Origin of the sequence: Aquabacterium humicola (assembly GCF_030167915.1) — a bacterium.
In the GTDB taxonomy this organism is placed as follows: Bacteria; Pseudomonadota; Gammaproteobacteria; order Burkholderiales; family Burkholderiaceae_C; genus Pseudaquabacterium; species Pseudaquabacterium humicola.
Genome location: NZ_JARGNB010000004.1, coordinates 487,370 through 502,373 on the forward strand (window position 1 = coordinate 487,370; position 15,004 = coordinate 502,373).

Genomic DNA, 15,004 nt, shown 5'->3' on the forward strand with positions numbered 1-15,004 from the left:
CCGCGCCGATGCTCAGGGCGCGGCGCGGTGGCCGGCGCGGAACTCGTCCCAGCTCAAGGCGCCGTCCTTGTTCTTGTCGAGCTCGTCGAAGCGCGCGGCGATGGCCGGCAGCTTGCCGGCTTCTTCGCGGCTGAGCTGGCCGTCCTTGTTGGTGTCGGCGCCGCGGAAGGCGGCTTCGGCCGGATCGGCCGGCGCCTGCGGTGCCGGCTGCGGCGGCTGCACCGGCTGCTGGGCCCACGCGGCGCCGCCGGCGAGCAGGAACGCGGCCACGGCCGGAACGAGCGACTGCTTCAGTGTTCTGATCATCGAGGAGACCTATCCTTCAAAGTGATGGGAGGTCTTCATTGCACGCGCGATCGGCCCACCGCGCCAGCATTCTTGCCGTGCCTTGCGCCAGACAACCTTCGATGAACGCTCGCAACCTCCGGTTGCGAGCGCCACACAGGTGAGCTAGCTGCGCTGCGGCTGCGCGCGTCGGGTCTTCACCGCGTCGCTCAGGATGTCGAGCACGGCCAGCGAGTCGTCCCAGCCGATGCAGGCGTCGGTGATGCTCTTGCCGTATTCCAGTGCCGCCGGGTCGTCCTTGCCGGGGGTGAACTTCTGCGCGCCGGCCTGCAGGTGGCTCTCGACCATCACACCGAAGATGCAGCGGCCGCCTTCGGCGAGCTGCGCGCCGATGTCGCGCGCGACGTCGACCTGGCGCTGGTGCTGCTTGCTGCTGTTGGCGTGGCTGCAGTCGATCATCAGCCGGCACGGCAGCTTCGCGGCTTCGAGCTCGGCGCAGGCGTCGGCGACGCTCTTCGCGTCGTAGTTCGGCGCCTTGCCGCCGCGCAGGATCACGTGGCAGTCCTTGTTGCCCTTGGTCGAGACGATCGCCACCTGGCCGTTCTTGTGCACCGACAGGAAGTGGTGCGGGCGCGAGGCCGCCTGGATGGCATCCGTGGCGATCTTCAGGTTGCCGTCGGTGCCGTTCTTGAAGCCGATCGGCGCCGACAGCCCCGACGCCAGCTCGCGATGCACCTGGCTCTCGGTGGTGCGTGCGCCGATCGCGCCCCAGCTGATCAGGTCGCCGATGTACTGCGGGCTGATGGTGTCGAGGAACTCGCTGCCCGCCGGCACGCCCAGGCGATTGATGTCCACCAGCAGCTGCCGCGCGATGCGCAGGCCCTCGTGTATGCGGTAGCTCTCGTCGAGGTAGGGGTCGTTGATCAGGCCCTTCCAGCCGACCGTGGTGCGCGGCTTCTCGAAATACACCCGCATCACGATCTCCAGCGTGCCGGCGTACTTCTCGCGCTCGGCCTTGAGCTTGCGGGCGTAGTCGATCGCGGCGGCCGGGTCGTGGATCGAGCAGGGGCCGATGATCACCAGCAGCCGGTCGTCCTTGCCCGCCAGGATGCGACGCACCGATTCGCGCGTGGTGCCGACCAGCTTCTCCACCGGCGTGCCGGCGATCGGGAAGAAGCGGATCAGGTGCTCGGGCGGGGGCAGCGGCACGACATCCTCGATGCGCTGGTCGTCGGTTTCGCTGGTCTTCTCGCTCAACGCGTAGCCGAAGCCGCCGCCTTCAGCGTGGGCATGACTGCTGGGGGACTTGGGGCTCATGGGCTGCATCTTTCATGGACGGGACGAAAAAAAACCGCCGGGGTTGCCGGCGGTTCGTTGAGGTTCGCTGTTCGCTTTGGGGCTACAGGCTGGCCTCTCCTCCGCCGGTGCGGTGCGAGAACCAAAAGTAGCCAAAAAAGAAAACGGCCGAACGCATGGGGCGAAACTGTAGCACGCGATTGCTGCGGTGCAAAACCCCCCGCGCCACCTCACGCCGCGTTGGCCGCGCTGTCCGACGGCGTGCGTGCCGTGGGCACCGCGGCGCCGCGCAGCACCCGCGCGACGAACGCCATCGGGTCGGCGTCCTTGACCAGCACCTCAGCGGCGCCGAGCGCGGTGTAGCGCAGCACGTCGTCGCCGGTGAGCTCGGCCGACATCACGGCCATCGGCGGCCCCGGGTCGGCATCCAGGGCGCGCCAGCGCAGCAGGTCGTCGACCGTGCCGTCGGGCAGGTGCACGTCGCTGACGACGAGGTCGGGGGCCTCGCGCGGCCACATCGCCCGTGCCTCTTCCAGCGTCGTCGCCCACGCCACCTGCACGCCCTGCTGGCGGAAGGCCTGTTCGAGCAGCATGCCGTAGACCGGCGAGTCCTCCACCAGCAGCAGCCGCTTCGGCAGGCCGGCGCGCGTGGACTCGGGCCTGGCCGGGTCGGCGAAGAAGCGCAGCACGAAGCGGCTGCCGCTGCCGGGCGTGCTGTCGCAGTCGAGCGCGCCGCCGAGCAGCGTGGCGATGTCGCGGCTCAGCGCCAGGCCGAGCCCGCTGCCGGGCCGGTCGCCGCGACCGGCCTGGAAACGTTCGAACAGCCGCGCGCGCTGGGCGGCATCGAGGCCCGGCCCCTGGTCCTCGACGGCGAACTCGATCGTCAGCCGCCCGCCGTCGTCCGGCCAGCAGCGCGTCGCCACGGTGATCGAGCCGCGCTCGCTGAACTTGATCGCGTTGACGATCAGGTTGCGCAGCACCTGCTGCACGCGCAGCGCGTCCGAGCGCACCCATGCCGCGGCCGACGGATCGGCCTCGTGCTTCAGCGTCAGGCCCTTGGCCAGCGCGGCCGGGCGCATCTCGTCGACCACCGCCTCGGCCATGTCCAGCGGGCGCTCGGCCGCCAGGCTCAGGCTCAGCTGCCCGGCGTGCAGCCGGTGGCGGTCGAGCAGGCTGTTGAGCAGCCCGAGCGTTGCGCGCGCCGAGTGCGCCAGCGCGTTGAACATCGACTGCGTGCGCGCATCGCCGCGGGCCGAGCCCCGCAGCAGCGCCACGGCGCCGGCCACCGACTGCAGCGCGTTGCGCACCTCGTGCGCCATGAACGCGAGGTAGTGCTCGCTTTCGCGGTGAGCCTGCTCGGCGACGGCCTGGGCCTGCTCGGCACGCTTCTGGGTGTCAAGGCGCAGCGCGATCTGGCGCTTCAAGGCCCGGCTGTGCCAGCCCCAAGCGGCGCCGAGCAGCAAGAAGACCAGCGCCGCGCCGATCGCCCAGCGCAGCAGGCGCTGCAGCGGCCAGGCTTCACGCACCTGCTGGGCCCAGGCGCGTTCGATCGCCGGCAGGTCCTGCTGCAGTGCGCCGTCGAGCGCGGCGCGCAGCACCGGCGCCAGCGCGGCGTGAGCCGCCGGCAGGGTCAGGTGATGTTCGTCGGCGAAACCCGGCACGAACCCGCTGACATACAGGCCCTGCGCATTGCCGTGCTGCTCGCGCATCGCGTCCAGGCTGAGCACCGCGGCGCTCGCCTGGCCGTTGTCGACCAGCGCCAGGCAGGCCGCCGCCGAGTTGCAGCGCAGCGGCCTGATGCCCGGGTGGCGCACGGCGAGGAAGGCCTGCATCAGCTCGTGCTCGGCCACCGCCAGCGGCCGACCCGACGCCTGGTGCAGTTCCCAGACCGGCGCCTTCAGCGGGCTGACCAGCACCACCGGGCTGCTGTGGTACGGCCCGACGAAGCGCAGCGTGCCGCGCCGGGCGGCAGTCTCCGCCAGCCCGAGCGCGAGGTGGATGCGACCGTCCGCCAGCGCCGCGTCGAGCGCCCGGCGGTCCAGCGGCACGAAGGAGTCGATGCGCAGCCCCGCGCGCCGGGCCACGGCCTGCATCAGCTCGATCGCGATGCCGCGGGCCTCGCCGCCTTCGAGCGCGCTGTAGGGCCAGTCGTCGCGGGCATAACCGATGCGCAGCGCCGGCGTGCCGGCCGGCAAGGCGGGCATGGCCACGGCGGCATCGGTGCTGCGCAGGTACACGGGGACCGGATGCCAGCGGGCTTCGATCTGCTCGATCGCCGGGGCGCCGAGGCGGGCCAGCGCCTGGTCGAGCGCGTCGGCCAGCACGGGTTGATCGCGCAGCACTGCGAGGTGCAGTTCGCCGCTGGCCAGCGTCAGGCGCCGCAGCACCGCCAGCCCGCCGCGGCGGTCGCGTTCGATCGCGTGCACGACCGCGGGCAGCGCCTCGAGCAGCACGTCGGCGCGCTGCGCGGCCACCGCGTCCAGCGCCTGCTCGATGGTGTCGAACGGCGTGCGCGGCGCGAGCGGGAAGCGCTGCAGCGCGTTGTTCTCCGAAGGATGTCCGCGCACCACCGCGATGCGCCGGCCGCCCAGGTCCGGGCCGTCCGGCAGCGAGGTCTCGCTGTCGCGGCCGACCAGCGCCTGCTGCAGCACCGCGTAGCGGCGCGTGAAGCGCAGCGTGGTTTCGCGCGCCGGCGTGCGGGCCATCGCCGACAGCACGTCGATCTCGCGCCGTTCGAGCGCGCGCCGCGCGTCTTCGAAGCGCTCGAAGCGCCGGTAGGCGACCGGCCGCCGCAGCGTGCGGCCGAGGGCATCGAGCAGGTCGACGTCGATGCCGCCGGGGTCGGCGCCTTCGGGCCAGACCTGGTACGGCGCGAAGCTGGCCATCAGGCCGACCACGATGACCGGCGGAAGCGGGTCGGCGGCCGGCGTGGGCTCGGCGGCGTGGGCGAATCCCGCCAGCACGAGCAGCAGCAGCCCGGCGAACCAGGCGAGCACACGCCGCGGCGCGGCCAGCGTGCCGCGCGCAGGCCGCATCGCGGCCGACTGGCCACGTGCACGCCGCATGGTGGCCGCGTGCCATGCCCTGCCGATGCCCGTCCTCCCCATCGAGGCTCCCAACGCCCTAGTGGTGCGCAGGCATGCTGCCGCCTGACGGCGGCGCGGTCAATCGAAGAAAGTCTCAGCCGGCGTGCAAAGCGGCCGGCCTGACGCCGGGCCGTGCCGGTTCAGGCGGTGCCGCCGACCGTCAGCCCGTCGATGCGCAGCGTCGGCTGGCCGACGCCGACCGGCACGCTCTGGCCTTCCTTGCCGCAGACACCGACGCCAGTGTCGAGCTCGAGGTCGTTGCCGATCATCTTGACCCGCGTCAATGCGTCGGGCCCGTTGCCGATGATGGTCGCGCCTTTCACCGGGTATTGGATGCGGCCGTTCTCGACCCAGAAGGCCTCGCTCGCCGAGAACACGAACTTGCCGCTGGTGATGTCGACCTGGCCGCCGCCGAAGTTCACCGCGTACAGCCCGCGCTTGATGCTGGCGACGATCTCTTCCTTGGTCTGGGTGCCGGCCAGCATGTAGGTGTTGGTCATGCGCGGCATCGGCACGTGCGCGTAGCTCTCGCGGCGGCCGTTGCCGGTCGGCGCGACGCCCATCAGCCGCGCGTTCATCGAGTCCTGGATGTAGCCCTTCAGGATGCCGTCCTCGATCAGCACGTTGCGCTGCGACGGATGGCCCTCGTCGTCGACGTTCAGCGAGCCGCGGCGGTCCGGCAGCGTGCCGTCGTCGAGCACGGTGACGCCCTTGGAGGCCACGCGCTGGCCGATGCGGCCGGCGAAGGTGGACGAGCCCTTGCGGTTGAAGTCGCCCTCGAGGCCATGGCCGACCGCCTCGTGCAGCAGCACGCCGGGCCAGCCGGGGCCGAGCACCACCGTCATCTCGCCGGCCGGCGCCGGGCGCGACTCCAGGTTGACGAGCGCCGCGTTGACGGCCTGATCGACATAACGTTCGAGCTGAGCGTCCTGGAAATAGCCCAGGCCGAAGCGGCCGCCGCCGCCGCCGGAGCCGACCTCGCGCCGACCGTTGGACTCGGCGATCACGGTGATCGACATGCGCACCAGCGGCCGCACGTCGGCCGCGCGCGTGCCGTCGGCGCGCGCGACCAGCACGACGTCGTATTCGGCGGCGAGCCCGGCCATCACCTGCACGATGCGCGGGTCGCGCGCGCGGGCCAAACGTTCGATCTTCTCCAGCAGCGCGACCTTCTGCGCGCTGTCGAGCGTGGCGATCGGATCGGTGGGGCCGTACAGCGCGCGGCTGCCGGCGATCTTCGGCGCGCCGGCGATCTTCACGCGCCGGCTCTGGCCGGCGGCGGCGATGCTGCGCACGGTGCGCGCGGCATCGAGCAGCGAGGCCTCGGAGATGTCGTCGGAATAGGCGAAGGCGGTCTTCTCGCCGGCCACTGCGCGCACGCCGACGCCCTGGTCGATCGAGAAGCTGCCGCTCTTGACGATGCCTTCCTCCAGGCTCCAGCCTTCATGGCGGGTGATCTGGAAGTACAGGTCGGCGTCGTCGACGCGGTGCTCGCCGATGGTACCCAGCGCCCTCACGAGCCCGGGCTCGTCGAGGCCGAAGGGGTCGAGCAGCAGGGAACGGGCGATGGCCAGGCGTTCGAGGGTGGGTTCGCGGGAAATCATCGGCCGATCTTAGTCCTCGCGCAGTTCGAGCGCGCGGGTGTAGAGCGCATTGCGCGGCGCGCCGCTGATCTCGGCCGCCAGCGCAACGGCCTGCTTCAGCGGCAGCGCGCGCAGCAGCGGCACCAGCACGCGTTCGGCCTCGGCGCCCACGGCGTCGGCATCGGTGGCCTCACTGCGCGGTGAGGCATGCAGCACCAGCACGAATTCGCCGCGCTCGCGCTGCGCATCGGCGGCCAGCCACGCCGGGGCGTCGGCCGCGGCGAGCGTGTGCACGTCCTCGAACTGCTTGGTCAGCTCGCGGCAGATCGTCAGGCGCCGCGCCGGCGCGGCGGTGGCCAGCGCTTCCAGCAGCTTCTGGATGCGGTGCGGCGCCTCGAACAGCACCTGGCTGCCGGGTGCCACGAGCAGCTCATCGAGCGCGCCCTGTCGTTCCTGGCCCTTGGCCGGCAGGAAGCCGCGGAAGGCGAAACCCTCGGCCTGCGCATCGCCGGCGACGCAAAGCGCGGTGACCACGCTGCTGGCGCCCGGGATCGGCACGACGCGATGCCCGGCCATGACCACCGCCGCGACGAGCGCCGCGCCGGGATCGGACACCGCCGGGGTGCCGGCATCGCTGGCATAGGCCACGCGCTCGCCGGCCGCGAGCCGCGCGATGACCTGCTGCGCGGCGGCATGTTCATTGTGCTGGTGCAGCGTGATCAGCGGCTTGTCTAGCCCGAGGTGGTGCAGCAGCCGGCCCGTCACGCGCGTGTCCTCGCAGGCCACCGCGTCGACCAGGCCCAGCAGGTGGATCGCGCGCAGCGTCATGTCGGCGAGGTTGCCGATCGGCGTGGCGACCACGTAGAGTGCGCCGGCCGCGAAGCGCTGGCCACCGGCCGCAGCGGCGGCGGCTTGCAGGAGCAGGGAGGGGACGATGGTCACGGCAGAAGGCAGGGTGGGCACGACCAAGGCACGCGGCGACGTGGCGGAAGAACGGGCGCTCGCCTTCCTGAAGCAGCAGGGCCTGCGGCTGGTCAGCCGCAATTATCGAGTGGCCGGTGGGCCGCATGCGCGCGGCGCCGAGGTCGACCTGATCGTCGCCGACCGTGACGGCACGCTGGTCTTCGTCGAGGTGCGTTCGCGCGCCAGCGGCGGCGCGGGCGGTGCGGCGGCCAGCGTCGGCGGCGTCAAGCAGCGGCGCATCGTGCGCGCGGCGCAGCACTACCTGATGCGGCTGGCCTCGCCGCCGCCGTGCCGGTTCGACGTCATCGCGATCGAGGGGGATCGGCTGGAGTGGCTGAAGGCGGCCTTCGACGCCGGATGAGGCGCGGGACCAGTCCCCCGGCCCGTCCGGCGAGGGGCCCGTAACCGCTGCTTGCAACCCCCTGTCTTATGATCCCGCGCATGCTCGAGCAGCGCATCCAGCAGCACTTCTTCGAAAGCGCCGACCTCAAGTACCAGGCCGCGGAAGTGCTGTCGCGGCCGGTGGCCGATGCGGTGCAGGCCATCGTCGCCGGCTTCACCGCCGGCGGCCGCATGCTGGTCGCGGGCCTCGCCGGCGCGGCGCCGCTGGCGCAGCTGGTGGCCAACGACCTGCTGCAGGGCTTCGAGCGTGAACGCCCCGGCCTGGCCGCGATGGCGCTCGGCGCCGATGCCTCGCGCTGGCCGCGCCAGGTCGAGACGCTGGGCCAGCCCGGCGACCTGCTGCTGCTGATCGATGCCGACGGCGATGCGATCGCGCTGGTCGACGTCGCGCGCACGGCGCAGGACAAGGACATGACGGTGATCGCGCTCACCGGCCGCACCGGCGGCGCGCTGCGCGAGGTGCTCGGCGAGACCGACGTGCTGCTGACCGTGCCGGCCGAGCGCCGTGCCCGCGTGCTGGAAGTGCAGCTGCTGGTGCTGCACAGCCTGTGCGACGCGATCGACATGCAACTGCTCGGCGAACAACAGGACCCTGCATGAACTTTTCCAAGACCCTTCTGTCGCGCGGCGTCGCTGCGCTGGCCCTCGGTGCACTGGTGGCGCCGCTGCTTGGCGGCTGCGCCGGCCTCGTCGTCGGCAGTGCCGTCGTCGGCGGCCTGGTGGCGGCCGATCGCCGCACCTCAGGTGCGCAGCTGGAGGACCAGGCGATCGAGCTGAAGGCCGTCAACCGCATCAACGCCACGCTCGGTGAGCGCGGCCATGTCAACGTCACCAGCTACAACCGCCAGGTGCTGGTCACCGGCGAGGTGCCGGGCGACGCCGATCGCGGCGCGGTCGAGCAGATCGTCGGCCAGATCGAGAACGTGCGCTCGGTGGTCAACGAGCTCGCGGTGATGGCGCCGACCTCGTTCGGCTCGCGTTCCAACGACACGGTGCTGACCAGCAAGGTCAAGGCCAGCCTGATCGACGCGCGCGACCTGCATGCCAATGCGTTCAAGGTGGTGACCGAGCGCGGCCAGGTCTTCCTGCTCGGCCGCGTGACCGAACGCGAGGCCAACCGCGCGACCGAGATCGCGCGCTCGATCGGCGGCGTGCAGAAGGTGGTGCGCGTGTTCGAGCTGATCAGCGAGGCCGAGCTCGCGAGCGGTCAGCCGCCCAAGCAACAATAGCGCCTGAAAGACGCGGCGGCTACTTCAGCCGCCGGATCAGGCTGCTGGTGTCCCAGCGCCCGCCGCCGAGCTTCTGCACGTCGCCGTAGAACTGGTCGACCAGCGCGGTCACCGGCAAGGTGGCGCCGTTGCGGCGCGCCTCGTCGAGCACCAGGCCGAGGTCCTTGCGCATCCAGTCGACGGCGAAGCCGAAGTCGAACTGGTCGTCGACCATCGTCTTGCCGCGGTTGTCCATCTGCCAGCTCTGGGCGGCGCCCTTGCCGATGACCTCCAGCACCTGCTTCATGTCCAGGCCGGCGCGGCCGCCGAAGCTGATGGCCTCGGCCAGGCCCTGCACCAGGCCGGCGATGGCGATCTGGTTGACCATCTTCGCGAGCTGACCCGCGCCGCTGCCGCCGACCCGGGTGACCGCGCGCGCGAAGGCCATGGCCACCGGCTGCATCGCGTCGAAGGGCGCTTCGTCGCCGCCGCACATCACCGTCAGCAGGCCGTTGACCGCGCCGGCCTGGCCGCCGGAGACCGGCGCATCCACGAAGTGCAAACCGCGGCGTTGGGCCTCGGCGCCGAGCTCGCGTGCGACCTCGGCCGACGCCGTCGTGTGGTCGACGAAGACCGCGCCCGCGTCCATGCCGGCGAAGGCGCCGTCGCTGCCCAGCACCACCGAGCGCAGGTCGTCGTCGTTGCCGACGCAGGCGAAGACGAACTCGGCGCCCTGGGCGGCGTCCTTCGGCGTCGGGGCCGACCGGCCGCCGTGGGCCGCATGTTCGGCGACCCAGGCCGCCGCCTTCGCGGGCGTGCGGTTGTAGACCGTCACGCGGTGGCCCGCGCGCGCCAGGTGGCCGGCCATCGGGTGGCCCATCACGCCGAGGCCCAGGAAGGCGACGGACTTCGCAGCGATCGGTTCGTAGGTCTTCATGCGCCTGGAGTTTAGGCGCCGCCGCTGCAGCGAATGAAACATGCGCCGCAACCCCCGACACCGCGCTGCGACAAGCCGTTCATAGACTGCAGAATCCGCCGCACTATCGAGCTCGGAGGGGAGAAGCATGCAGTCCAGGACACGCTGGATCGCCGTCGTCGCGGCGGCCATGGTGGTGCTCGCGGCGCTGGCCGCGGTGTGGTGGGGGCGCGAAGGGCGCGGCCCGGGCGGCCCGAGCGGCCGCGACGGCGCCGGCCTGCTCGGCGGCAGCGATCCGAACGCGCCTTTCGTCGCCGGCGACTGCGTCGCGCGCCTGCTCGACGACAGCCCGGCGCTGGCGGTGGTCTTCAGCCAGCCGCTGGACCGCAAGCAGAAGCTGCAGGACAAGCTGCTGGTGTCGGACCTCGGCGCCGCCAACGCCAAAGCCGACCCGCAGGGCAAGCTGCTGCAGGGCAGCTGGGTGATCGGCGACAACCCGCGCATCGCGTACTTCCCGTACATCGCGCCGCAGCGCCAGTTCCGCATCGAGGTGCAGGCCGGCCTGCGCGCCGCCGACGGCCGCACGCTGGCCGAGCCCAAGCGCTGCGAACTGGCCAGCGAGGCGATGTCGCCGTCGTTCTACTTCGCCAGCCGCGGCGTCGTGCTGCCGGCGCAGCAGAACGGCGGCCTGCCGATCGTCACGCTGAACGTGCCCGAGGTCGACCTGCAGTTCCTGCGCGTGCAGCCCGACGACCTGCCGCGCTTCTTCGAACGCGTGGCCGGCTCGCGCCGCTCGTCCGAACCCTCCGAGGGCGAAGGTGAAGGCGACTACGAGGGCGGCTCGAACCCGACGCTCAAAGGACGCGTCAACGGCTGGGACCTCGACCAGCTGCACAACAGCACGAAGAGCGTCTACGCCGGGCGCTTCAAGACCGAGGCGGCGCAGAACCGCCGTCGCGTGACCTTCCTGCCGGTCGAGGACATCAAGGAGCTGCAGGAACCGGGCGTCTACATCGCGGTGATGTCGCAGCCCGGCCGCTTCGCCAACGACTACCAGGTCACCTACTTCTACGTCAGCGACATCGGCCTGCACGCGCAGCGCCATGTCGGCGCGCTCGATGCGTTCGCCACCTCGCTGAAGACGGGCGACGCGCTGTCGGGCGTCGAGTTCGAGCTGCTCGACGGCGATGGCCGTTCACTCGGCAAGGCCGCGGGCTCGGGCGCGGGCCACGCGAACTTCCCGACCGTGCCGGAGGGCGCGACCCTGCTCGTCGCGCGCCGCGCGAAGGAGATGAGCGTCATCGCGCTGCGCGAGCCGGGGCTGGACCTGTCCGAGTTCGATGTCGGCGGCCACCCGTCGCGCAATACCAAGCTCTTCGCCTATGCGGGCCGCGACCTGTACCGCCCGGGCGAACGCTTCGCGTTGTCGGTGCTGGCACGCAATGCCGATGGCCGGGCGATTGCGCCGCAGCCGCTGGCCGCGGTGCTCAAGCGCCCCGATGGGCGCACGGTGTCGACCGCCACCTGGGCGCCGAATGCGCAGCAGGCCGGCTATTTCCAGCGCACGGTTGCGCTGCCGGCCGACGCGCAGACCGGCCGCTGGTCGATGGAACTGCGTGCCGACCCCGGCGCGAAGCGGCCCGATGCGAGTTTCGAGTTCCAGGTCGAGGAGTTCCTGCCCGAGCGCATGAAGCTCGACCTGACGACGGCCAAGCCGGTGCTCGAGCGCAACGACGCGTTCGACGTGCAGGTGCGCGGCGCCTACCTGTTCGGCGCGCCGGCGGCCGGCAACCGGCTGCTGGTCAGCGCGACCACCGAGCGCCAGCGCTTCGCGCTGCCGCAGCAGTGGCCCGGTTTCGTCTTCGGCGATGTCGCCGACGACACGCTGAAGAAGCGCGAGGAGGTGCCCGAGCAGAGCCTCGACGAAGACGGCGACGCCACGGTGACCTTGCCGGTGGCCGGCACCGGTGCGATGTCGCCGCTGCTGGTGCGCGGCAGCTTCAGCCTGCTGGAGTCCGGCGGCCGGCCGGTGGTGCGTTCGATCGAGCGCGCGGTGTGGCCGGCGCGCACGCTGCTGGCGGTGCGGCCGCTGTTCGACCGCGATGTCGCGCAGGAAAGCGCCATCGCCGAGTTCGAGCTGACGCGCCTGAATGCGCAGGGCCAGTTCGTCGCGCTGCCGTCCAACATGAGCGTCCCGGTCAAGCTGATCCGCGAGGACCGGCAGTACTACTGGCGCTACGACGACCAGAAGGGCTGGCACTCCGGCTGGACCGAGAACGACGAGCCGCTGGACAGCGCCAGCGTCGTGCTGGCCGGCCCGCGCACGAAGCTGCGCCTGCCGGTCGGCTACGGCCGCTACCGGCTCGAAGTCGAGGACCCGCAGACCAAGCTGAAGCTGCGCTACCGCTTCTACGCCGGCTGGGGTGCGCAGGATGCCGAGAGCATCGGCAACCGGCCAGACCGTGTGCAGGTCAAGCTGGCCAACGCCCCGCTGAAGGCGGGCGAAGCCGCGCAGCTGACCATCACGCCGCCGCACGACGGCCAGGCGCTGGTCACCGTGCAGGGCGACAAGCTGTTGTGGAGCCAGCGCATCGCGGTGTCGGCCAAGGGCACGACGTTGTCGGTGCCGATCGATGCGGCGTGGAACCGGCATGACCTGTACGTCGCGGTCAGCGCGTTCCGGCCCGGCAGTGCGGGCGACAAGGTAACGCCCGCGCGGGCGCTCGGCCTCGTGCACCTGCCGCTGCAGCGCGACGACCGCAAGCTGAAGGTGGCGCTGCAGGCACCGGCCAAGGTGTTGCCGGAAACCCGCGTGCCGGTGAAGCTGAAGGTCGACGGCCTCGCCGGCCAGCCGGCGTTTGTCACGCTGTCGGCGGTCGACGTCGGCATCCTGAACATCACCCGTTTCAAGACGCCCGACCCGGCCGACTTCTTCTTCGGCAAGCACCGCTTCGATGCCGAGCTGGCCGACATGTACGGCAAGTTGATCGAGAAGATGGACGGCCAGCGCGGCAAGCTGGCCTACGGCGGCGACTCGAGCGCGCGCGACACGAAGAGCCTGCCGAAGAAGGTCAAGCTCGTCGACCTGTTCAGCGGGCCGGTGCAGCTCGACGCCAAGGGCGAAGCGACGGTCAACCTCGACATCCCCGACTTCAACGGCACGCTGAAGCTGATGGCGGTGGCCGCGACGGCCGAGAAGTTCGGTTCGGGCGAAGCGCAGACGGTGGCCGCCGCGCCGATCGTCGCCGAGATCGCGATGCCGCGTTTCATCTCGCCGGGCGACGCGGCGACGCTCGCCTTGGACGTCACCAATACCACCGCCGAGCCGCAGAGCGTGACGTTGAAGCTCGAAGGCGCCGAGCCGGTGCGCGTCGCTGATGGCGAGCGTTCGGTGCAGCTGAAACCGCAGCAGCGCACGACCTTGCGCTTTCCGGTCGAAGCCACCGACGCCTACGGCCTCGGCCGGCTGCGATTGAAGCTCACCAGCGCCAGCGGCATCAGCATCGCACGCGAGTCGGTGCTGCAGGTGCAGCCGCCGGCGGCGCAGGAGCGCGAAGTGCGCCGCGCGAAGCTCGATCCGGGTGGCACGCTGAAGCTGGAGCCGGCGCTGCTGGAGCGCTACTTCAAGGGGTCGGCCGGGGTCAGCGTCTCGCTGTCGAACAAGCCGCCGCTGAACGTCAGCCGGCTGGTGCAGGGCCTGCTCGACTATCCCTACGGCTGCCTCGAGCAGACCACCAGCGCCGCGTACCCGCACCTGTTCATCGACGAAGCCGGCGCACAGGCGCTGGGCCTGCAGGCGCGCAGCCGCGCCGAACGCGCGGCGTTCGTCGAAGGCGCGATCGGGCGCCTGGCCGGCATGCAGAAGGCCAACGGCGGCTACACGCTGTGGGGCGACGGGCCCTACGAGTCCTGGCTGTCGGCCTACGTCACCGGCTTCCTGCACGACGCGAAGCAGCAGGGCTTCACGGTGCCCGAGGCGATGCTCAAGCGCAGCCAGGACTGGCTGCTGCAGGAGCTGAACCAGGCGCCGAACCGCTTCCCGTCGCTGCCCGCCTCGGCCAAGGCCAGCGGCCCGGCGCCCACCTTCAACGCGCGCGACTACGAGCTGGTGCGCGACGGCCACAAGCGCTTCGCCGAGCTCGCGCACGTGGGCTACATGCTGGCGCGCGAGCAGAAGGCGCCGCTGGCGATGCTGCGGCTGCTGCACGACCAGTACCGCGACCGCGCGCGCTCGCCGCTGCCGCTGGTGCACTTGGGTATCGCGCTGAAGCTGATGGGCGACGCCGCGCGTTCGCAGGTCGCGCTCGACGATGCGATGGCACGGTCCTACGGCATCCAGGCGCGCGACTTCGGCTGGGGCTACGAGTGGCTGGGCGACTACGGCTCGCCGGCGCGCGACCTCGCGCTCGCCTATGCGCTGCTGAACCGCCACGAGGTGACGCATGCGCGGCGCGAGAACCTGTTGTTCGACCTGGCCGACCGGCTCGGGTCGCGCCAGTACTACTCGACGCAGGAGCGGCTCGCGCTGTTCCTGGCCGCGCGCGCGGCCGGCGGCCGCGGCGACCAGCCGTGGAGCGTATCGCTGAAGACCGGCGAGAAGCAGCAGACGCTGAAGTCGGCCACTACCGAGATGCGCCACTTCGACGCCGCGGCGCTGGCCAGGGGCATCAGCCTCGCCAGCCAGTCGGATGCCGCGCTCTTCGTCGAGATCGAGGCCACCGGCTACCCGCTGAAGACGCCGGCGCCGAAGGCCGACGTGATCGAGCTGAAGCGCGAGTGGTTCGACCTCACCGGCAAGCCGGCCGGCCGCAGCTTCTCGGTCGGCGACATGCTGATCGTGCGGGTGCAGGCGCGTTCGAGGCAACGCATCGAGGACGCGCTGATCGTCGACCGCATCCCGGCCGGCTTCGAGGTCGAAAACCTGAACCTGTCGCAGGGGCCGAAGGCGGAGGAGTTCTCGGTCGGCGGCATCAACGTCGGCGAGGCGATGGCCGACGGCCGCATCAAGCACCGCGAGTTCCGCGACGACCGCTATGTCGCCGCCGCACGCATCGACCAGAACTGGCTCAACGTGTTCTACCTGCTGCGCGTGGTGTCGCCGGGCCGCTTCGTCGTGCCCTCGCCGTTCGCCGAGGACATGTACCGGCCGGAGCTGCGCGGCATCGGGCCGATCGAGCCGCCGATCGTGATCACCGATCCACGCGGCGGCGGGGCAGTGGCGGCGGCGGCACCGGCCGCGGCCGCGTCGTCGGGACGTTAGGGGGG

The 15,004-nt window shown here is 71.5% G+C and carries 10 protein-coding genes; 4 read left to right on the forward strand and 6 right to left on the reverse strand.

Annotation, left to right across the window (positions count from 1 at the left end; translation table 11 throughout):
- Positions 1-12: 12 nt before the first annotated feature.
- From P1K89_RS20985 to rsmI, 5 genes are all read right to left on the reverse strand, one after another.
- The gene (locus P1K89_RS20985; protein WP_284618457.1) at positions 13-306 is read right to left on the reverse strand and encodes an EF-hand domain-containing protein; all 294 of its coding nucleotides are present in this window, start codon (positions 304-306) and stop codon (positions 13-15) included.
- 144 nt (positions 307-450) lie between these two features.
- On the reverse strand, positions 451-1,602 hold the full coding sequence (locus tag P1K89_RS20990; protein ID WP_284618458.1) for a 3-deoxy-7-phosphoheptulonate synthase: 1,152 nt from the start codon (positions 1,600-1,602) through the stop codon (positions 451-453).
- Positions 1,603-1,811: 209 nt separating this feature from the next.
- A complete protein-coding gene (locus P1K89_RS20995; RefSeq protein ID WP_284618459.1) occupies positions 1,812-4,646 on the reverse strand; it encodes a transporter substrate-binding domain-containing protein in 2,835 nt (944 codons plus the stop codon).
- Between the two features lie 161 nt (positions 4,647-4,807).
- Complete coding sequence (gene tldD / locus P1K89_RS21000; RefSeq protein ID WP_284618460.1) at positions 4,808-6,271, reverse strand: metalloprotease TldD; 1,464 nt, start codon at positions 6,269-6,271, stop codon at positions 4,808-4,810.
- A gap of 9 nt (positions 6,272-6,280) precedes the next feature.
- Positions 6,281-7,192, reverse strand: coding sequence for a 16S rRNA (cytidine(1402)-2'-O)-methyltransferase (gene rsmI / locus P1K89_RS21005; RefSeq protein WP_284618461.1), 912 nt, complete (start codon positions 7,190-7,192; stop codon positions 6,281-6,283).
- Here rsmI and P1K89_RS21010 point away from each other — a divergent pair.
- The 3 genes from P1K89_RS21010 (at position 7,185) to P1K89_RS21020 (ending at position 8,844) form a co-directional block, all read left to right on the forward strand.
- Positions 7,185-7,574 (forward strand): YraN family protein, encoded by a 390-nt coding sequence (locus P1K89_RS21010; RefSeq protein ID WP_284618462.1) that lies wholly within the window; start codon positions 7,185-7,187, stop codon positions 7,572-7,574. The two genes, rsmI and P1K89_RS21010, sit on opposite strands and share 8 nt — an antisense overlap.
- 80 nt (positions 7,575-7,654) lie before the next feature.
- Positions 7,655-8,215 (forward strand): SIS domain-containing protein, encoded by a 561-nt coding sequence (locus tag P1K89_RS21015; protein WP_284618463.1) that lies wholly within the window; start codon positions 7,655-7,657, stop codon positions 8,213-8,215.
- Positions 8,212-8,844, forward strand: coding sequence for a BON domain-containing protein (locus tag P1K89_RS21020; RefSeq protein ID WP_284618464.1), 633 nt, complete (start codon positions 8,212-8,214; stop codon positions 8,842-8,844). The genes P1K89_RS21015 and P1K89_RS21020 overlap by 4 nt, the downstream gene beginning before the upstream one ends.
- Before the next feature lie 19 nt (positions 8,845-8,863).
- On the opposite strand, the gene P1K89_RS21025 is transcribed toward P1K89_RS21020, so the two are convergent.
- Positions 8,864-9,931 (reverse strand): NAD(P)-dependent oxidoreductase, encoded by a 1,068-nt coding sequence (locus P1K89_RS21025; RefSeq protein ID WP_350081811.1) that lies wholly within the window; start codon positions 9,929-9,931, stop codon positions 8,864-8,866.
- Between P1K89_RS21025 and P1K89_RS21030 the strand changes: the two genes are divergently transcribed.
- Positions 9,888-14,999, forward strand: a complete 5,112-nt coding sequence (locus tag P1K89_RS21030) for an alpha-2-macroglobulin family protein (protein WP_284618466.1) — start codon at positions 9,888-9,890, stop codon at positions 14,997-14,999. The two genes, P1K89_RS21025 and P1K89_RS21030, sit on opposite strands and share 44 nt — an antisense overlap.
- Positions 15,000-15,004: the final 5 nt, after the last annotated feature.

Excerpts from the sequence above, each read along its gene's own strand:
- P1K89_RS21010 (WP_284618462.1), top strand. The coding sequence starts at position 7,185 with ATGGTCACGGCAGAAGGCAGGGTGGGCACGACCAAGGCACGCGGCGAC.
- P1K89_RS21025 (WP_350081811.1), bottom strand. The coding sequence starts at position 9,931 with ATGGCCGCCGCGACGACGGCGATCCAGCGTGTCCTGGACTGCATGCTT.
- P1K89_RS20995 (WP_284618459.1), bottom strand. The coding sequence starts at position 4,646 with ATGCGGCGTGCACGTGGCCAGTCGGCCGCGATGCGGCCTGCGCGCGGC.
- P1K89_RS20990 (WP_284618458.1), bottom strand. The coding sequence starts at position 1,602 with ATGAGCCCCAAGTCCCCCAGCAGTCATGCCCACGCTGAAGGCGGCGGC.
- P1K89_RS21030 (WP_284618466.1), top strand. The coding sequence starts at position 9,888 with ATGCAGTCCAGGACACGCTGGATCGCCGTCGTCGCGGCGGCCATGGTG.
- P1K89_RS21020 (WP_284618464.1), top strand. The coding sequence starts at position 8,212 with ATGAACTTTTCCAAGACCCTTCTGTCGCGCGGCGTCGCTGCGCTGGCC.
- P1K89_RS20985 (WP_284618457.1), bottom strand. The coding sequence starts at position 306 with ATGATCAGAACACTGAAGCAGTCGCTCGTTCCGGCCGTGGCCGCGTTC.
- tldD (WP_284618460.1), bottom strand. The coding sequence starts at position 6,271 with ATGATTTCCCGCGAACCCACCCTCGAACGCCTGGCCATCGCCCGTTCC.
- P1K89_RS21015 (WP_284618463.1), top strand. The coding sequence starts at position 7,655 with ATGCTCGAGCAGCGCATCCAGCAGCACTTCTTCGAAAGCGCCGACCTC.